We start from the raw sequence: 17,522 nt of genomic DNA, 5'->3' as shown, positions 1-17,522 counted from the left end.
CCGCCAAAATCGCAGTGACGGGAAGACGACGCCGCCCATGCCCTGGAACGACAACGCAGGCCCCGGTCCCTGGGGATCCCCGCCGCCGGACGACGGCAAGAAGGACGGCGAGCGTTCCCGCAACGAAGGTCCGCGCCCCGGCGGCGGTCCCGGCGCCCCGCCGCCGCCGATCGACGTCAACGCCCTGCTCGACCGCCTGACCCAGACCCTGCGCCGCACCTTCGGCGGCCCCGGCCGCCAGCGCGCCATCGCCGGCTCGGTGCTCGGCCTCGTCGCCCTGTGGGCCCTGTCGGGCTGCTATGTCGTGCAGCCCAAGGAGCAGGCCGTAGTCACCACCTTCGGCGCCTATACCCGCACCGCCGGCCCGGGCCTGCGCTACCACCTGCCCTTCCCGATCGAGCGCGCCGAGCTGGTCTCGGTCACCGCCACCCAGGCCCTGGACGTCGGCGGCACGGCCGCCGCCCCGGTGCCGGACGAGCGCCTGATGCTGACCGGCGACGAGAACATCGTCGATCTCAGCTTCACGGTGCAGTGGCGGGTGTCGGACGCGGCGAAATACACCTTCAACGTCTATGAGCCCGACGCGGTGATCAAGGACGTCGCCGAGAGCGCCATGCGCGAGGTGGTCGGCAAGACCGCCCTGACCCCGATCCTGACCACCGGCCGCGGTCAGCTGCAGGCCGAGACCAAGCGGCTGATGCAGCAGATCCTCGACCGCTACGACATCGGCGTGTCGATCCAGAACGTCAACATCCAGACCGCCACCACGCCCGGCCCGGTGCTGGAAGCCTATCGCGACGTCCAGCGCGCCGCCCAGAACGCCCAGTCCGCCGCCAACAACGCCCGCGGCGAGGCGGCCCAGATCACCCAGGCCGCGCTCGGCTATCGCGAGCAGGTGGTGCGCGAGGCGGCCGGCGACGCGGCCCGCTTCAACCAGGTCTACGAGCAGTACAAGCTGGCCCCGGCCGTGACCCGAGAGCGGCTCTATATCGAGACCATGCAGCGGGTGCTGGCCAGTTCCAACAAGGTGATCATCGACAGCAAGGGGGCCAATGCGCCGGTGATCCTGCCGTCCGACACCTTCCGGCCGCGGACCTCGATCAGCAACGCCGCCGCCGCCGAGGGAGCCGTCCGATGAACAGCCTCAAGGGGACGACGGTATTTGCGGCCGTGGCGATCGTGGCCGCCTTCATCCTGGCCAACACCGTGCTGTTCAAGGTCGACCAGCGCCAGCAGGCCCTGCTGGTCCGGTTCGGCGACCCGGTCCGCACGGTGCTGACGCCCGGGCTGCATGTGAAGAACCCGTTCGAGACGGTGCTGCGGTTCGACAAGCGCAACATCAACCTCAACGCCAACGAGGAAGAGGTCACCGCCGCCGACCAGCAGCGGCTGGTGGTCGACGCCTTCGTCCGCTACCGCATCACCGACCCGCGCCAGTTCTACCGGACCCTGGGCCAGGAAAGCATCGCCAAGGACCGTCTGGAGAGCATCGTCAACGCCGCCCTGCGCGAGGAGGTCGGCCGCTCGAGCTCGGGCGACGTGATCGCCGGCAAGCGCGCCCAGGTGATGGCCGCGATCCGCGCGCGCGTGGCCGCCCAGGTCGCCGCCTCCGATCTCGGCGTGCAGATCATCGACGTGCGCATCAAGCGCGCCGACCTGCCGCTGGCCAACGAGCAGGCGGTGTTCGAGCGCATGCAGACCGCCCGCAAGCAGGAGGCCGCCCAGCTGCGGGCCATGGGCGAGCAGCAGCGGCGCGAGATCGTCGCCACCGCCTATGAGGAGGCCGAGAAGATCCGCGGCGACGCCGACGCCCAGCGAGCCCAGATGTTCGCCGCCAGCTTCGGCCGCGACCCGGGCTTCGCGTCCTTCTACCGCTCGATGCAGGCCTATGAGGCGGCCCTGGGCAAGGGCGACACCACCCTGGTGCTCTCGCCCGACAGCGCCTTCTTCAAATATTTCGAAAAGGGCCCGGCGGGGTAGCGGGGGGTGGCGGCTAGGCCGCCGCCTTCAGCAGGTCCAGCACCACGTGCAGGCTCTGGGCGATGTGCACGCACTTGGCCTCGATCTCCTCGGTGGGGTCGAGGATGTCGGGTACCATGACGGTCATCATCCCGGCGGCGTGGGCGGCGCGGACGCCGGGGTGGGAGTCCTCCAGCGCCAAGCACAGGGCGGGATGGACGTTCAGCCGCCGGGCCGCCTCCAGATAGGGGTCGGGGTGCGGCTTGTGGCGGGTGACGTCGGCGTTGGCGACCACCGCATGGAAGCGGCGCACCAGGTCGAAGCGGCCCAGATAGCGGTCGACGGACTGGCGGCTGTTGGAGGTGGCGATGGCCCGCGGAATGGCCAGGGCGTCCAGATAGTCGAGGATCTCCATGACCCCGGTCTTCAGCCGCACCTCGGCCTCCAGCAGCGCCTCGACGTCGGCCCAGGTGCGCTGGAAATAGGCCTCGACCGGAAAGTTCGGCCCGTAGAGCTCCTGCAGCATCACCCCGCACTCGGGATTGGTCTTGCCGACCATCTTGGCGTAGGTCGCGGCGGTGAAGTCGACGCCGAACGCTTGGCCGGCCTCGATCATCGCCGCCTGGTAGACGGTCTCGGTGTCGAGCAGCAGGCCGTCCATGTCGAAGACCACGGCCTGGACGCCGCGCGGGAAGCTCACGACACGAACTCCTTGGCCCGGTAGCCCTGGAAGTACAGCAGGGCGGTCAGATCGGCGTAGTCGACCTTGGCGTGGGCCTGGGCCGCGACGATCGGCTTGGCGCGATAGGCCACGCCTAGGCCGGCGGCCTCGATCATCGCCAGGTCGTTGGCCCCGTCGCCCACCGCCAGGGCCTCGGCGGGGGTCAGGCCCAGGGCCGCGGTCTCCTCGATCAAGGCGGCCAGTTTGGCCTCCTTGCCCAGGATCGGCTCGCCGACCTGGCCGGTCAGGACGCCGTCCGCCTCGATCAGGGTGTTGGCGCGGTTGAGGTGGAAGCCCGCCGCCGCCGCCACCCGGCCGGTGAAGAAGGTGAAGCCGCCCGAGACCAGGGCGCAGCGCGCGCCGTCGGCGGCCATGGTCGCCACCAGGGTCCGGGCCCCGGGATTGAGCTTCACCCGGTCGTCGTAGCAGGCCTGCAGGGCGTCGACCGACAGGCCCTTGAGCATGCCGACCCGCTCGCGCAGGGCGCCCTCGAACAGCAGCTCGCCGCGCATCGCCCGCTCGGTGATCTCCGAGACCTGGTCCTTGACCCCGGCGAAGTCGGCCAGTTCGTCCAGGCACTCGCAGCCGATGATGGTGGAGTCCATATCGGCGATCAGCAGGCGCTTGCGACGCCCTTCGGCCGGCTGCACGGCGAAGTCGACCGGCAGGGCCCCGACCGCGGCCTTGACGGCCAAGTGGGCTTCGCCTTGCACGGCCTCGACCAGGAGGTCGATCGCCCCCTCCCCGAGCGCGGTTTCGGCGTCGACGGCGAGCGCCGCGCGCACGGCGGCGGCGGCCTGCGCCAGGGCGGCGGGGTCGGGCGAGACGAGGGTGATCGCGAGCATGACGCGGCGGCTATTGGAGGAAGCCGTCCGCGTCAACCTTGGAAGCGCCCGCGCCGGTCGATCACGACGCTGGGGCGGCCACCTGCATGCAGCGGCTGAACATCGCCATGGCCTCTTCCTTGCCGCCGCCATTGGCGAACTTGGACGACAGCTCGGCCACGCCGCGGCGGTAGAGGACGGTCGGCGTCTGGCCCTGAGCCGCGCCTTCGGCATAGGCCTTGTCCAGCAGGATCCCGCCGCTGGCCCCCAGCACCCGGAACAGCGGCATCATCGCGGCGCTGCTCTTGTCGCCCTGCGAGAACTTGGCCGCCAGCTGCGGATTGCGCTGCAGCACCTCGTCGATGGTCACCAGCATGACGCCGCAGCCCAGGCGCTCGTCGAGGTCGGCCGGCGCGACCGCCGCGGCCGACGGCGCCGCCGCTTCGGGCGCGGGCGCGATCTTCTGGCCGGTGGCGGCGAAGGCGGACGTAGAGACGACGGTCAAGGCGGCGGTTAGGATGACGCCGGCAGCGATTTTCATGATTTTCCCCGAACAACGCTAAATGGTGGCGGCGCACACGCCTACGAGGCCATAGGATCGACCTGAGATTGCCCGACACGCCGATCACCCTTATCGCCGGCCCCACCGCCAGCGGCAAGTCCGCCCTGGCGCTCAGGCTGGCCCGCGCCCTCGACGGCGAGATCGTCAACGCCGACTCCATGCAGCTCTATGCCGGCCTGCGGGTGCTGACCGCCGGTCCGTCGCCCGAGGAGCTGGCCCAGGCCCCGCATCACCTGTTCGCCGTCGCCGACGCGGCCGACGGCTGGTCGGTCGGCCGCTGGCTTTCGGCCGCCGCTGCGGCGCTGGCCGAGATCGCCGCGCGCGGCCGCCACGCCATCGTGGTCGGCGGCACCGGCCTTTATTTCCGCGCCCTGACCCACGGCCTGGCCGAGGTGCCGCCGGTGCCCGAGACCCAGCGCGAGGTCTCCGGCCTGCTCTACGCCGCCCAGGGCGAGCCGGCCTTCCGCGACCTGCTGGCCGCCCTCGATCCTGCCGCCGAGGTCCGCATCGAGGTCGGCGACCGCCAGCGCCTGGTCCGCGCCCACGCCGTGGCCGTGGCCACCGGCAAGCCGCTGACCGCCTGGCAGACCGACACCAAGCCGACCCTGGCCGCCGGGACCTGGCGCGGCCTCGTGCTCGACCCGCCCCGCCCCGAACTCTACGCCCGCTGCGACGCCCGCCTGGGCCTGATGGTCGAGCACGGGGCCTTGGACGAGGTGGCGGCGATGGAGGCCCGGGACCTGGACCCGTCCCTCCCCGCCCTGAAGGCGGTCGGCTACCGCGAACTGGCGGCGCACCTGCGAGGCGAGACGTCGCTGGACGAAGCGCTGGACGCGGCGCGGCAGGAGACGCGGCGGTATGCGAAGCGGCAGATGACGTGGTTCAGGAATCAGACGCCGGACTGGGAGAGGGTCACGGCGCTGGAGCACGAGGAACAGTTGACGCAGCTTGGCGACCAGCTCACCTGACCCTTCTTCAACCGTTCATCCGCAAAGCTGGGCGGTGTTATTTCGCCAAGCCGATGACCAGGATGACCTCCCCATGACCGAACTCGCCCGCCTCGCCGCCGCCGTCGCCGCCCGCCTGACCGAGCGCGGCGAGACGCTGGCCGTGGCCGAATCCTCGACCGGCGGCTTGATCTCCTCGGCCCTGCTGGCCGTGCCGGGGGCGTCGAAGTTCTATGTCGGCGGGGCGGTGGTCTATACGGCCCGCGCCCGCCTGACCCTGCTGGACATTCCGCAGAAGGCCATGGACGGCCTGCGCTCGGCCAGCGAGCCCTACGCCGTGCTGCTGGCCCGGGTGGTCGGCAAGAACCTCAAGGCCAACTGGGGACTGGCCGAGACCGGGGCGGCCGGGCCGGACGGCAACCGCTATGGCGACGCGCCCGGCCACAGCTGCCTGGCCGTGGTCGGGAACGGCCAGGAGGTCAGTCTTACCGTCGAGACCGGGATCGACGAGCGCGAGGCCAATATGCGGAGCTTCGCCGAGCAAGCCCTTGCCCTGCTGCTGCGGACTCTCGGCTGAATTTCGCCTGGCGATCGCCGTGGCGCCGACGCCACGGGTCGTTTCTTGCGTCAAAGCGCGCCTTGACGCCTTGGGGCGAGCATGGCATTCCCCGATCATCCATTTGGAGCAACACTCGTGCGCAACACCATGATCGTACTTATGGAGCGGCCGTTCACGGCGTGACCTAGAAGTCACGCTGATAGATCGGTCGCGCGTACAAAGGTCCTTCGGGACCTTTTTTCTTTTCCGCCCTACCCCAACCCCAAAGTCCATCCGGGACCCCGCCATGACCGCCCACCAGACCATCGAGAGCCAAACTCCCGCCGACACCGCCTCCCGCGCCATGACCGGCGCCGAGATCGTGGTCCGCGGCCTCGTGGACCAGGGCGTCGAGGTGCTGTTCGGCTATCCGGGCGGGGCGGTCCTGCCGATCTATGACGCGCTGTTCCACGAGCCGCGGCTGCAGCACATCCTGGTCCGCCACGAGCAGGGCGCGACCCACGCCGCCGAGGGCTACGCCCGCAGCTCGGGCAAGCCGGGCGTCGTCCTGGTCACCTCGGGCCCGGGCGCGACCAACGCCATCACCGGCATCATGGACGCCCTGATGGACTCCATCCCGATGGTCGTCATCACCGGCCAGGTCCCCACCCACCTGATCGGCACCGACGCCTTCCAGGAAGCCGACACGGTCGGCATGACCCGCTCGTGCACGAAGCACAACTACCTGGTCAAGGACGTCCGCGACCTGCCGCAGATCATCCATGAGGCCTTCAAGATCGCCACCACCGGCCGTCCCGGCCCGGTGCTGATCGACATCCCCAAGGACGTCCAGTTCGCCCAGGGCGAATATTACGGCCCGGGCGAGGTGCGCTCGACCCACGCCTATGCGCCGCGGATCAAGGGCGACGCGGCCCGGATCGCCGAGGCCGCGGCCCTGATCGCCCGCGCCCGCCGGCCGGTCTTCTACACCGGCGGCGGCGTGGTCAACGCCGGCCCCAAGGCCAGCGCGGCCCTGCGCGAGTTCGCCGCCCTGACCGGCGCGCCGGTCACCTCGACCCTGATGGGCCTGGGCGCCTTCCCGGCCGCCGATCCGGCCTGGCTGGGCATGCTGGGCATGCACGGCACCTTCGAAGCCAACAACGCCATGCACGACTGCGACGTGATGATCTGCGTCGGGGCCCGCTTCGACGACCGTGTCACGGGGCGTCTGGACGCCTTCTCGCCGGGCAGCAAGAAGATCCACATCGACATCGACGCCTCGTCGATCAACAAGAACGTCCGCGTCGACCTGCCGATCGTCGGCGACGCCGGCAGCGTGCTGGAGGACCTGATCGCGGCCTGGAAGGCGGCCGGCCACCAGCCCAACAAGGCCGCCCTGACCGAGTGGTGGGCCCAGATCGACGCCTGGCGGGCCCGGCAATGCCTGAACTACCGGCGCTCGGAGAGCGTGATCAAGCCGCAGTACGCCATCGAGCGCCTGTACGCCCTGACCCGCGACAAGGACGTCTACATCACCACCGAGGTCGGCCAGCACCAGATGTGGGCCGCGCAGTTCTTCCGCTTCGAGGAGCCCAACCGCTGGATGACCTCCGGCGGCCTGGGCACCATGGGCTACGGCCTGCCCGCCGCCCTGGGCGTGCAGCTGGCCCATCCGGGCGCCCTGGTCGTCGACATCGCCGGCGAGGCCTCGATCCAGATGTGCATCCAGGAACTGTCGACGGCGATCCAGTTCAACCTGCCGGTCAAGATCTTCATCCTGAACAACGAATGGATGGGCATGGTCCGCCAGTGGCAGCAGCTGCTGCACGGCGAGCGCTACAGCCACTCCTATTCCGACAGCCTGCCCGACTTCGTGAAGCTGGCCGAGGCCTATGGCGCCGTCGGCATCCGCTGCTCGGACCCGGCCGAGCTGGACGGCAAGATCCTGGAGATGATCAACAGCGACAAGGTCGTGGTCTTCGACTGCCGTGTCGAGAAGCACGAGAACTGCCTGCCGATGATCCCCTCGGGCAAGGCCCACAACGAGATGATCATGGGCGACGTCGAGGACATCGGCAACGTGATCGGGGCGGCTGGGGCGGGGCTGGTCTAACGCACTGCGTCCTTCGAGGCCCTCCTTCGGAGGGCGCCTCAGGATGAGGAAGTCAGTAGAGGCGAGGAATTGAGTAAAGCCTCGATTTTTCTGCTTTCGTGTCGTCCGCTTCATTCCTCATCCTGAGGTGCGAACCTGAAGGGTTCGCCTCGAAGGACGCAGGGCCGATGTACGATCTCCACAGCGCGTGGGTTTACATGCTCCAGTGCCGCGACGGTTCATACTATGTCGGATCTCACAGGGGATCAGACCTAGAGGTGCGCGTCGCCCAGCATCAGGAGGGTCGCGGCGGCGAATACACAGCGTCTCGCCTCCCCGTGAAGCTCGTGTGGTGTCAGCCCTTCCAGTACATCATCGACGCCATCGATACTGAGCGTCGGATCAAGGGTTGGTCCCGCGCCAAGAAAGAAGCGATGATGCGCGGCGATTGGGATGCACTGCCGTCTCTCTCGCGTCGCCGTGGCGGCAACCGAAGCCTCAGCCTGCCCCCAAACCGGGGGAAACACTATGATTGAACATGAGTCCAAACGACCGCTCACGCCTGAACAACTGGAGCAGCTCGCTCGCCTCGCCGCCATGCGGGACGAAGATATCGACTTCAGCGATATTCCGGAGATAACCGAGGCGCGGTGGGCTACTGCTCGCCGAGGGACCAGTCGTCCAATCAAGCAGCCCGTAACGATCCGTCTCGACGTTGAAGTGGTCGACTGGTTCAAGCAACACGCGGGCGACAAGCCCTATCAGACCGAGATCAATCGCGTGCTGCGCCAGCACGTGGCCAAACACGAAAAGAAGCGCGCCTGATGACCGACGACCAACCCGCCTCCGCCTATGACATGGCCCCCAACGCCCAGGTCGAGCAGACCGCGACCTTCGCCCTGCTGGTCGACAACGAGCCGGGGGTGCTGCACCGGGTGGTCGGGCTGTTCGCCGCCCGCGGCTACAACATCGAGAGCCTGACGGTGGCCGAGACCGACCGCAAGGCCCACACCAGCCGCATCACGGTGGTCACTCGCGGCACCCGCCATGTGCTCGACCAGATCGAGGCCCAGCTGCACAAGGTGGTCAATGTCCGCCGCGTCCACGACGTGACCCGCGACCCCAATGGCGTCGAGCGCGAATTGGCCCTGGTCAAGGTGCGCGGCTCGGGCGCCGACCGGGTCGAGGCCCTGCGTATCGCCGAGATCTTCCGCGCCAAGCCGGTGGACACCACCCTGGAAAGCTTCGTGTTCGAGATCTCGGGCGCGCCGTCGAAGATCGACAAGTTCCTCGACCTGATGCGGCCGCTGGGCCTGGTGGAACTGTCGCGCACCGGCGTGCTTTCCATCGAGCGGGGCGTTGAAGGAATGTAGCGATGACGGGCGCGTCCAGCCTGGCCGGTCTTTTCGCGGGGCTGGCCCTGGTCGCCCAGCAGCCGACGCCGCCTGCGGGCGTGTCCGCTCCGCCCGATCCGGCCGTCTGGTGGGCGCCGGAGGTTCCCCGGCCGCCGCCCGAGCAGGACCCCCTGCAGGGCCGCCGGCTGGCGCGCGGCGAGACCCTGACGCCGATCGACAACGGCGTCGATCCCCTGCTCTACCGCCTGTGGGGCCTGCAGCCGCTGCAGAGCCAGCTGATCAAGCGCGGCGAATTGATCCTCGAGGTCTGGGCCCGGCCGGCCCGCGGCGTGCGCCAGGCGGTGGTGCGGGTCACGGTGCGCCGCGACGGCCGCGCCTTCGTCCAGGCCCGGGCCGGCCTGGGCTGCTGCGCGCCCGAGATCGCCCGCAGGGTCGACATCGACGCCGAACTGGCGACGCAGCAAATCGCGCCGCTGAAGGCCCTGGCCGGCCATCCGCTGTGGAGCCAGCCGCGTTCGGTGGTGGTCGACTATGGCGGCGGGGCCCTGGCCCCGGTCTGCCTGGACGGGATCTCCTGGGACGTCACCCTGCTGGTTCCCGGCCAGGCTCGTCACCTGCGCCGGGCCTGCGACGACGCCGAGGTCGGCTCGATCGCCCCCGCCCTGGCCGCGGCCCTGTCGGCGGCGAGCGGCCGCGACGCCCGGTTCGACGCCCTGTTCGCCCACGGCGGCGACTTCTCGCGCCAGCAGCAGGCCTATGATTCGCTGCTCGCCTCGGGCGGCCGGCTGAAGCCGGGCGACAACAATCGCGCCCAGCCCGCCGCCGTTCCCTTGCCGCCCGACGCGGGGGAGGAGGACGCCCGCGAACCGGATCCGGCGCCGCCGGCCGGGTCCGCGAACGCCCCGCCTCCCGTCATCGCGCCGCCGGTCAGGCCGCCTGCAACACCTTGAAGCGGAACGGCAGCGCGCCCAGCACCGCTCCGACGGCTGGAGCCACGAAGAACAGCCACAGCTGGGCCAGGGCCTGGCCTTGCACCAGCACCGCCGGACCGAAGCTGCGGGCCGGATTGACCGAGACGCCGGTCACCTGGATGCCGACGATGTGGATCACCGCCAAGGTGATGCCGATCGCCAGGCCGGCGAAGCCCGGGGCCGCGCCGGGGCCGGTCGAGCCCAGGATGACGATGACGAACAGGGCGGTCATCACCACCTCGAACACCAGGGCCGCCTGGAGCGGATAGCCGCCGCCATAGCCCGGTCCCCAGCCGTTCTGGCCCAGGCCGTGCTGGGTTCCGCCGGCGATGCAGGCCAGGACCGCGGCCGCCGCCAGCGCCCCGACGAACTGGGCGATCCAATACAGCGCCATGTCCTTGGCGCTCATCCGGCCGGCGACGAACACCGCCAGGCTGACCGCAGGATTGACGTGGCATCCAGAAATCGGGCCGATGCCATAGGCCATGGCGACGATCGCGAACCCGAACGCCAAGGCTATGCCCAGTTGTCCGACGTGGTCGCCGCCGAGAACCGCCGCTCCGCAACCGAATAGCACCAGAGTGAACGTGCCGATCAGCTCGGCAACAATCTTTGACATTTGAACCTCTCCCTCTGCGACTTGTTCTCGATTGGACGAGAAAGCCGCGGGAGCTTGTCGGTATTCGTCGAGTCTTGAAATGGCAAAAACACCCAGGCGTTGCTCAAAGGCCGGAAACAGCTGAAAGTTGGAGCCCTCAGGTGTCGATCAGCATGTCCGGCCGCGACCGCAGCCGGGCCGCGTCGCGCAGCGGCGGCGCCCCGAACAGCCGGGCGTATTCGCGGCTGAACTGCGAGGCGCTGTCATAGCCGACCGCGTGGCCGGCCGAACCGGCGTCCAGTCGCTGGGCCAGGATCAGCTTGCGCGCCTCCTGCAGGCGGATCTGCTTCTGGTACTGCAACGGGCTCAGCGCCGTGACCGCCTTGAAGTGGCGATGCAGGGCCGAGGGGCTCATCCGCGCCTCGGCGGCCAGGTCCTCCATGCGGAACGGCTGGTCGAAGTGGCGCTTGATCCAGCCGATCGCTCGCCGGACCTGGCGCATGCGGCCGTCGGCCCGGGCGATCTGGGCCAGGCGCGGCCCCTGGTCGCCCAGCAGCATGCGGTAGAGGATCTCGCGCTCGATCAGCGGGGCCAGGACGGCGGCGTCGCGCGGCGTCTCCATCAGCCGCACCATCCGGATCACCGCGTCCAGCAGCGGCGGATTGACCTGGCTGACCGCCATGGCCCCAACCAGCGGCCCGGCGTCCCCCGCCAGGGCCGGCTCGCCGCCGGTCTGCAGCAGAAGGTCGCCGATCATTTCCGGATCGAGCGACAGGCGGAAGCACAGGTAGGGGACCTCCGGCGAGGCCTCGACCACCTGGCCGATCACCGGCAGGTCCACCGAGGCCACCAGATAGCGCATCGGATCGTAGATCAGGGTGGCGCCGCCGCTCATCACCTGCTTGCGCCCCTGAGCCACCACGCAGACCGCCGGGCCGAACACGCCGTGGGTGGGCTCGGTGGGATGGCTGTAGCGCGTCACCGCCGCACGTTCGCCGCAGATCTCATAGCTCCCGTCCGCCGGGGCGTATCGTTCAATCAGCGCAGCTAGTTCGCTCTGCCCGTCCATGACCAATTCCCTTGAGTGACGGCCATTTCCCTAGCCAAACCGAAGGCCGGCGTCACGCGCCTTGGGGCCAATGTGCAGGATCGTGCAATCAAGACGGAGCATCGGTCTATCGCCTCCGCGCCCGGACGAGTCACATTGGCGAGGTCTGCTTCGTCACGTCTGCTGTCTGGTCGCGACGAGGCCGCCCGCCCCGAGGTTCCCCATGAAGTATTACCCCAAGATCGCTCGCCGCGTGTCCGGCGTGTGGGCCAGCGCCGACGGCGTCGCCCTCGAACTGCGGATGGATGGCCGGTTCGAAGAACGCCATGACGGCGAGGTCGTCTTCACCGGCCACTATGAGATGGAGGGCGACGACGTGCGCCTGTTCGAGGACGGCGGCGGCCTGCTGATCGGGCGGCTGACCGAGGGCCGGCTGAGCCTGACGCCGCCGCCCAAGCCCCGCGAAACCGGCCGGTTTTCCCGCCGCGGCCATCGCCGCCCTTCCCTCGGCGCGTCTCACCCCCTATATTGAGTTCGTCCGGGTTCGCCCGGTCTATGGGGATAAACGCGCACGTAATAAGCGGACTGGACCCGGGTGCGATTCCCGGCGGCTCCACCAAAGCCTCCCGAGTTATCACGGGAATCCATGGGGCCGATCAGCATCGACAGACGTGTAAAGGTGACTGCTTTCTCTCGGCGTGGCTCACCGTATCGGGCCGCTAAACTAACTGCGAACGATAACTTCGCTGAAGAGTTCGCCATCGCCGCGTAATGCGGTGCGGGTGATCTCGCCTCTTAAGTCCTAGGGGTTCAGATCCTTAGGCGGGGCCCGGAGGGAGCCTGCCAACAGAATCCCTCCACTTTCCACGACATTTAAGACGCCCTTTCCCTCCCCCTCGTGGGGAGGGTGGCCCTGGCAGCGCCAGGGTCGGGTGGGGCCTGCTGGGCCCGCCGATGATCCACCGCCCTGCACCGGCCCCCACCCGACCCCTTCGGGGCCACCCTCCCCGCGAGGGGGAGGGAAACGAGACTCAGGCGACCTTCAAAATCACCCGGCGCCACCTTTGCCGCGCCGCCGCGACGCGCTAGTCTAGGCGCTTCGTTTCAGTCCCCGCTTTTCGATGGACCGCATGGCCCAGACCAATCCGCCTGAAGACCTGATGCAATATGAGGCCATGGCCCAGGACGCGCTGCGCGGCGTGGTCAAGGCGGCGCTGAAAAAGGCCGCCGCGCCCGGCGGCCTGCCCGAGCCGCACCACCTCTACATCACCTTCAAGACCCAGGCGGCGGGCGTCTCCGGGCCGCAGGACCTGCTGGGCAAGTATCCCGACGAGATGACCATCATCCTGCAGCACCAGTACTGGGACCTGGCGCCGGGCGAGACCTTCTTCTCGGTGACCCTGAAGTTCGGCGGCCAACCCAAGCGCCTGTCGGTGCCCTATGCGGCGGTGACCCGGTTCTACGACCCCTCGGTGCAGTTCGCCCTGCAGTTCGAGGCCCCCGAGATCGCGCCCCCGGCCCCCGAACCGGAGCCGGAACCCGAAGCCGCCGCCCCGGCCGAAGGCGGCGAGGACGCCCCGAAGATCATTTCCCTCGACCAGTTCCGCAAGAAGTAGCGCGTGAGCGACGTCGCCGCGGACACGCCTTCGGCCCTGACCGACGAGGCCATCCTCGAGCGGTTCACCGTCTCCAAGAACGTACCGGGCAGCGCCCGCACCCTGGGCTTTCGCCTGCTCGCCGTCAGCCAGGCCGACCGCCGGGTCGAGGTCGCCTTCGAGCCCCGCCTTGAGCAGGTCGGCAACCCGATGGGCCACGTGCAGGGCGGCTATGTCTGCGCCATGCTCGACGAATGCATGTCGGTGGCCGGCCTGATCACCTCGGGCATGACCTGCGTCGTGCCGACCCTGGAGATGAAGACCAGCTTCCTGCGGCCGACCCTGCCCGGCCCGCTGCGCGCCGTCGGCTGGGTGGTCAAGTGGGGCCGCACGGTGTGCTTCAGCGAGGGCGAGCTCTATGATCCGCAAGGCCGCCTGCTGGCCAAGGCCAGCGCCACGGCCATCCCCACGCCCTTCGCGAAATTCAAGACATAGGGCCGCCATGCCGCGCGCGACGAGCCTGCTGGTCCTGCTGGCGCTGCTGCTGGCGCCGGCCGCGGCCCGGGCCGAGGGGCCGTTCTCCCGATGGGCCGCCGTGGTGGTGGCCGGCGACTGGCACGCCCACGAGGGCGGCCCGACCGAGGCCTTCGACAACGCCCGCCGCGACGTCAGCCAGACCCTGGTCGACCTGGGCTTCTCGCCCCAGGCCGTCCGGCAATATTCGGTTCGCCCGCAACGCTATCCGATCGTGAAGCCCGAAAAGACCGAGCTGGGCCGCATCCATGCCGGACTGCGGGCCGTGGCGGCCAAGAACACCGCCGGGTGCCTGGTCTATATCAGCAGCCACGGCGCGCCCGAGGGGGTGCAGATCGACGACGACATCCTGCCGCCGCAGCTGCTGGCCGCGGTGATCAACGACGCCTGCCCGGCCCGTCCGGCGATCGTGGTGATTTCGGCCTGTTTCTCCGGCGTGTTCGTGTCGCCGCTGCAGAAGGACGATCGGATGATCCTGACCGCGGCAAGGTCCGACCGCGCCTCGTTCGGCTGCGGCGAGGGGAACAAATATCCCTATTTCGACGACTGTTTCCTGTCGTCGGCCCGCACCGCCCCGGACTTCATCGCCCTGGGCAAGGCCGCCCAGGCCTGCGTGGCCCGCAAGGAGCACGACACCAAGGCCGAGCCGGCCTCGCAGCCGCAGCTGTGGATCGGCCCCAACCTGCGGCCCGTGCTGCCGCTCTACGCCTTCGCCCGTCCCGCCCCGAAGCCCGATCGCCCCGTCAAGCGGCGCTGAAGGCGGTGTCCACGGGAAAGACGCGGCGGCGGCGTCACGGACCCTTGATCCGCGGCGGGGGCGCCCTAGAAGTGCCATCTGTCTTTCCGCCATGATCATCGGGGGTGTTGGTTCGTGACGCTGCGTCTTTCGTTCAGGGCCGTCCTTTCGGCGGCGATCATCGGCGGCTGCCTGCTGGGCGCGCCGATGGCTGAAGCCCAAGACCCCGCGCCGTCCCGGTCGAGCTCGGCCGTCGCCACCCCGACCGCGCCGATCCCCTACACCAAGATCAATCCCCGCGCCGCTCGTCGGGCCCGCGCCTCTGCCGCGAAGCCGGCCGCCAAGCCGACCGCCAAGCCGCCGGCCCGCCCCGCCGCCTTGGCCGCCGCCGCTTCGACCGCCGCCGCTCCCGTCCGGACCGTCGCCAAGCCGACGCCGCCACCCGTCGCGCCTGCGCCGCGTCCCATCCCGCCGCCGTCCCCGAGTCCGGTGGCCAGCACGCCGCCGAGCGCCGCCATCGTGCCCGCCCCCGCGGCCAATGTCGCGCCGCTGCCGGGCGCCGACCTGGAGGCCTTCGTCGACGGCGTCGTGCGCCGCAGCATGGCCCGCGACCACATCGCCGGCGTCACCGTCGCCGTCGTCCAGAACGGCCAGGTGGTGCTGAAAAAGGGCTATGGCGCCGCCAGCCTGACCGGCGGCCGCCGGGTCGATCCCGATCGCACCCTTTTCCGGGTCGGCGCGATCTCCAAGACCTTCACCTGGATCGCCCTGATGAACGAGGTCGAGGCCGGGCGGATGCGCCTGGACACCCCGGTCAACATCTACCTGCCCGAGAAGCTGCAGCTGAAGGACCAGGGCAAGAAGAGCCCCGTGCGGCTGCGCGACCTGGTCACCCACTCGGCCGGGTTCGAGGACCGGGCCCTGGGCCAGCTGTTCGAGCGCGACCCGCGCCGGGAGCGCCCGCTGGAGCTCTATCTGCGCCAGGAGCGGCCCAACCGCGTGCGCGAGCCCGGCGTGCTGCCGGCCTATTCCGACTATGGCGCGGCCCTGGCCGGCGCGGCCCTGGCCAATGTCACCGGCCAGCCGTTCGAGACCCTGATCGCCGACCAGGTGATCTTCCCGGCCGGCCTGACCCACACCACCTTCCGCGAGGACCGGCCCTGGCGCGGCGACCTGCCCGCGCCCATGGCCCCCGCCCTGGCCGCCGACCGCTCGGACGGCTTCCGCTGGACGCCCCTGGGTTTCCAGACCGAAGCGCCGGAGCTGATCGGCCACATCGCCCCGGCCGCCTCGGCCTCGAGCACGGCCGGCGACATGGCCCGCTACATGACCCTGCTGCTGAACGGCGGGACGATCGACGGCCGCACCGTGTTCTCGCCGCGGACCAGCCAGGCCTTCCGCACGCCGATGTACCGGCCCGCGCCCGACGCCCCTGGCTGGAACGCCGGCTTCCAGGACATCCCCCTGCCCGGCGGCCATCGCGGCTTTGGCCAGGCCGGCTCCACCCTGTGGTTCCGCTCCAACCTGGTCATGGCTCCCGACCTGGGGCTGGGCGTGTTCGTGGCGGTCAACACCGACACCGGCGGCGACCTGTCCGCCGCCTTGCCGGCTGCCCTAATCGAGCGCTTCTATGCGCCGCGGCCCGAGGTCCCCGCCCCCAGCCAACTGACCCTAGAGCAGGCGCGGGCCTATGAGGGCCAGTTCCTGACCACCCGCCGCGCCTATGGCGGGCTGGAAGGCTTCATCGACCGGCTGATCGGCGAGGCCACGGTGCGCGCCGCCCCGGACGGCCGCCTGACCCTGACCCTCGACGGCCAGTCCAGCCAGTGGACCGCGACCGAAAAGCCCGACGTCTTCGCGCCGCTGGCCGGCTCGGGCCTGCTGGTCTTCCAGCGCGAGGACGGCCGGGTGGCGCGGTTCTTCTCGCCGGCCGGCTTGGCCGCCTACGAGCGCATCAGCTTTCCCTACGGGCCGGACCTGTTGAAGGGGCTCGCGGCCCTGACCGCCCTGGCGGCGCTGGCCACCCTGATCGGTGTGGCGACCCGCGACCGCCGCGAGTCGCGGCAGACCTCGACCCAGGCCCGGGCCAGCCTGCTGCAGACCACCGAGGCGGTGCTGTGGCTGATCGCCCTGCTGGGCCTGGCCGTATTCGCCCGCGGCGCCGCGGACGAGGCGCGGGTGTTCTTCGGCTGGCCCAGCGGTTGGCTGCTGACGGCCTCGGCCTGCGCCTTCGTCGCCACCCTGCTGACCGTCGCCACCCTGGCCATGACCCCGATGGTGTGGCGCGGCGGCCGGCGGGTCGACAGCTGGACCGCGCTGCGCAAGCTGGCCTTCACCTGCACCACCTTCATCTTCCTGGCCTTCGCCCTGTTGCTGGCGGCCTGGGGCTTCCTGGAGTTCTGGAACGCCTAGAGGGTCTAGCTGAACACGTCCGCCAGCTTTTCCTTGGGGACGACGCCCTTGGGCGAGGGTCCATATTCGTTCGGTCCCTGGGTCCCGTCCATGAAGCCGAACTCGACCAGGAACCACAGGCCGATCATGCCGGTGCTGATGTCGAGAAACACCTTCAGGCCGCCAAGCCCGAACGCCGGGATGAAGCCCAGGCCGGTCGAGACCAGCGACGGGATCCAGTAGATCAGCGCCATCCGGCCGGTCTTGTCGCGGTCGTGGATCCGCTTGACCAGCAGGGCCATGGACGGCCAGGTCAAGACCAGGCCCAGCAGCGACAGCCGCGCGTCCTCGGCTTGCAGGCCGAGCGCCAGGATCACCGGGACCAGCACGGCCAGCGCGCCCGCCACCAGCAGGATGCTGTAGAGCCAGTAGTCGCGCCGGCGCAGGCGGCCCTGGAACGAGAACAGTTTCTGCACGAACGTCATGGCGCCCCCCGATCCAGGCGGATGGATACAAGTTCTAGGCGAACTCCACCAGGACCTCGTCGGCGGCGACGGGGTCTCCGGCCTTGGCGTTGACGGCCTTGACGGTGCCGTCGCGCTCGGCGCGGATGATGTTCTGCATCTTCATGGCCTCCAGCACGCAGACCAC

Annotated in this window: 22 protein-coding genes and 1 other RNA gene; 16 read left to right on the top strand and 7 right to left on the bottom strand. The window is 69.8% G+C overall.

Translation table 11 applies throughout. The features are described from left to right. Positions 1–37 precede the first annotated feature (37 nt). Positions 38–1,138 (top strand): FtsH protease activity modulator HflK, encoded by a 1,101-nt coding sequence (gene hflK, locus ACIPQB_RS25170; protein WP_446487991.1) that lies wholly within the window; start codon positions 38–40, stop codon positions 1,136–1,138. Further along, positions 1,135–1,980, top strand: a complete 846-nt coding sequence (gene hflC / locus ACIPQB_RS25165) for a protease modulator HflC (RefSeq protein ID WP_446487990.1) — start codon at positions 1,135–1,137, stop codon at positions 1,978–1,980. The genes hflK and hflC overlap by 4 nt, the downstream gene beginning before the upstream one ends. Positions 1,981–1,993: 13 nt before the next feature. Here hflC and ACIPQB_RS25160 read toward each other — a convergent pair whose 3' ends face one another. The 3 genes from ACIPQB_RS25160 to ACIPQB_RS25150 form a co-directional block, all read right to left on the bottom strand. Further along, positions 1,994–2,659 (bottom strand): HAD family hydrolase, encoded by a 666-nt coding sequence (locus tag ACIPQB_RS25160; protein WP_446487989.1) that lies wholly within the window; start codon positions 2,657–2,659, stop codon positions 1,994–1,996. Continuing rightward, a complete protein-coding gene (gene serB, locus ACIPQB_RS25155; RefSeq protein WP_446487988.1) occupies positions 2,656–3,525 on the bottom strand; it encodes a phosphoserine phosphatase SerB in 870 nt (289 codons plus the stop codon). The genes ACIPQB_RS25160 and serB overlap by 4 nt, the downstream gene beginning before the upstream one ends. 61 nt (positions 3,526–3,586) lie before the next feature. After that, positions 3,587–4,045, bottom strand: coding sequence for a hypothetical protein (locus tag ACIPQB_RS25150; protein ID WP_446487987.1), 459 nt, complete (start codon positions 4,043–4,045; stop codon positions 3,587–3,589). A gap of 68 nt (positions 4,046–4,113) precedes the next feature. Between ACIPQB_RS25150 and miaA the strand changes: the two genes are divergently transcribed. The 8 genes from miaA to ACIPQB_RS25110 all read left to right on the top strand — a co-directional run bounded on the left by miaA (position 4,114) and on the right by ACIPQB_RS25110 (position 9,948). Continuing rightward, positions 4,114–5,034, top strand: a complete 921-nt coding sequence (miaA, locus tag ACIPQB_RS25145; RefSeq protein ID WP_446487986.1) for a tRNA (adenosine(37)-N6)-dimethylallyltransferase MiaA — start codon at positions 4,114–4,116, stop codon at positions 5,032–5,034. A 73-nt stretch (positions 5,035–5,107) separates the two neighbouring features. Beyond that, positions 5,108–5,590 (top strand): CinA family protein, encoded by a 483-nt coding sequence (locus tag ACIPQB_RS25140; RefSeq protein ID WP_446487985.1) that lies wholly within the window; start codon positions 5,108–5,110, stop codon positions 5,588–5,590. 117 nt (positions 5,591–5,707) lie between these two features. Beyond that, positions 5,708–5,755 (top strand): hypothetical protein, encoded by a 48-nt coding sequence (locus ACIPQB_RS25135; RefSeq protein WP_369744215.1) that lies wholly within the window; start codon positions 5,708–5,710, stop codon positions 5,753–5,755. 103 nt (positions 5,756–5,858) lie between these two features. Then, on the top strand, positions 5,859–7,664 hold the full coding sequence (locus tag ACIPQB_RS25130; RefSeq protein WP_446487984.1) for an acetolactate synthase 3 large subunit: 1,806 nt from the start codon (positions 5,859–5,861) through the stop codon (positions 7,662–7,664). A gap of 167 nt (positions 7,665–7,831) precedes the next feature. Then, positions 7,832–8,179, top strand: coding sequence for a GIY-YIG nuclease family protein (locus ACIPQB_RS25125; RefSeq protein ID WP_446487983.1), 348 nt, complete (start codon positions 7,832–7,834; stop codon positions 8,177–8,179). Then, positions 8,172–8,468, top strand: a complete 297-nt coding sequence (locus ACIPQB_RS25120) for a BrnA antitoxin family protein (RefSeq protein ID WP_446487982.1) — start codon at positions 8,172–8,174, stop codon at positions 8,466–8,468. Before ACIPQB_RS25125 ends, ACIPQB_RS25120 begins: the two co-directional genes overlap by 8 nt. Beyond that, positions 8,468–9,016, top strand: coding sequence for an acetolactate synthase small subunit (gene ilvN, locus ACIPQB_RS25115; protein WP_446487981.1), 549 nt, complete (start codon positions 8,468–8,470; stop codon positions 9,014–9,016). The genes ACIPQB_RS25120 and ilvN overlap by 1 nt, the downstream gene beginning before the upstream one ends. A 2-nt stretch (positions 9,017–9,018) precedes the next feature. Next, positions 9,019–9,948 carry a hypothetical protein gene (locus tag ACIPQB_RS25110; RefSeq protein WP_446487980.1) on the top strand — a complete coding sequence of 310 codons (930 nt, stop codon included), beginning with the start codon at positions 9,019–9,021 and terminating at the stop codon, positions 9,946–9,948. Here the strand turns inward: ACIPQB_RS25110 and ACIPQB_RS25105 are convergent. After that, positions 9,926–10,588: an aquaporin gene (locus tag ACIPQB_RS25105; RefSeq protein WP_446487979.1), complete on the bottom strand. Its 663-nt coding sequence runs from the start codon at positions 10,586–10,588 to the stop codon at positions 9,926–9,928. The two genes, ACIPQB_RS25110 and ACIPQB_RS25105, sit on opposite strands and share 23 nt — an antisense overlap. 136 nt (positions 10,589–10,724) lie before the next feature. Beyond that, entirely contained in the window at positions 10,725–11,636 is a 912-nt protein-coding gene (locus ACIPQB_RS25100; protein WP_446487978.1) for an AraC family transcriptional regulator N-terminal domain-containing protein, read from the bottom strand. A gap of 202 nt (positions 11,637–11,838) precedes the next feature. On the opposite strand from ACIPQB_RS25100, the gene ACIPQB_RS25095 reads away from it, so the two are divergent. The 6 genes from ACIPQB_RS25095 (at position 11,839) to ACIPQB_RS25070 (ending at position 16,892) form a co-directional block, all read left to right on the top strand. Continuing rightward, positions 11,839–12,147 (top strand): Atu4866 domain-containing protein, encoded by a 309-nt coding sequence (locus ACIPQB_RS25095; RefSeq protein WP_446487977.1) that lies wholly within the window; start codon positions 11,839–11,841, stop codon positions 12,145–12,147. Continuing rightward, positions 12,113–12,477: a transfer-messenger RNA gene (ssrA, locus tag ACIPQB_RS25090) on the top strand. Before ACIPQB_RS25095 ends, ssrA begins: the two co-directional genes overlap by 35 nt. Positions 12,478–12,745: 268 nt before the next feature. Beyond that, on the top strand, positions 12,746–13,231 hold the full coding sequence (locus ACIPQB_RS25085; RefSeq protein ID WP_446487976.1) for an SspB family protein: 486 nt from the start codon (positions 12,746–12,748) through the stop codon (positions 13,229–13,231). A gap of 3 nt (positions 13,232–13,234) precedes the next feature. Next, on the top strand, positions 13,235–13,705 hold the full coding sequence (locus ACIPQB_RS25080; protein WP_446487975.1) for a PaaI family thioesterase: 471 nt from the start codon (positions 13,235–13,237) through the stop codon (positions 13,703–13,705). Between the two features lie 7 nt (positions 13,706–13,712). Continuing rightward, positions 13,713–14,501, top strand: coding sequence for a C13 family peptidase (locus ACIPQB_RS25075; protein ID WP_446487974.1), 789 nt, complete (start codon positions 13,713–13,715; stop codon positions 14,499–14,501). Between the two features lie 114 nt (positions 14,502–14,615). After that, positions 14,616–16,892, top strand: coding sequence for a serine hydrolase domain-containing protein (locus ACIPQB_RS25070; protein ID WP_446487973.1), 2,277 nt, complete (start codon positions 14,616–14,618; stop codon positions 16,890–16,892). Positions 16,893–16,897: 5 nt separating this feature from the next. Here the strand turns inward: ACIPQB_RS25070 and ACIPQB_RS25065 are convergent, their stop codons facing one another. After that, positions 16,898–17,356 (bottom strand): DUF805 domain-containing protein, encoded by a 459-nt coding sequence (locus tag ACIPQB_RS25065; protein ID WP_446487972.1) that lies wholly within the window; start codon positions 17,354–17,356, stop codon positions 16,898–16,900. Between the two features lie 34 nt (positions 17,357–17,390). After that, positions 17,391–17,522: acetyl-CoA carboxylase biotin carboxyl carrier protein subunit (locus tag ACIPQB_RS25060; RefSeq protein WP_446488008.1), on the bottom strand; the 132-nt coding region annotated here is incomplete at its 5' end.

The organism is Caulobacter sp. LARHSG274, from assembly GCF_052871235.1.
Note: the sequence above shows the minus strand (reverse complement) of the source record. Positions and strands in the feature narration are given on the sequence as shown.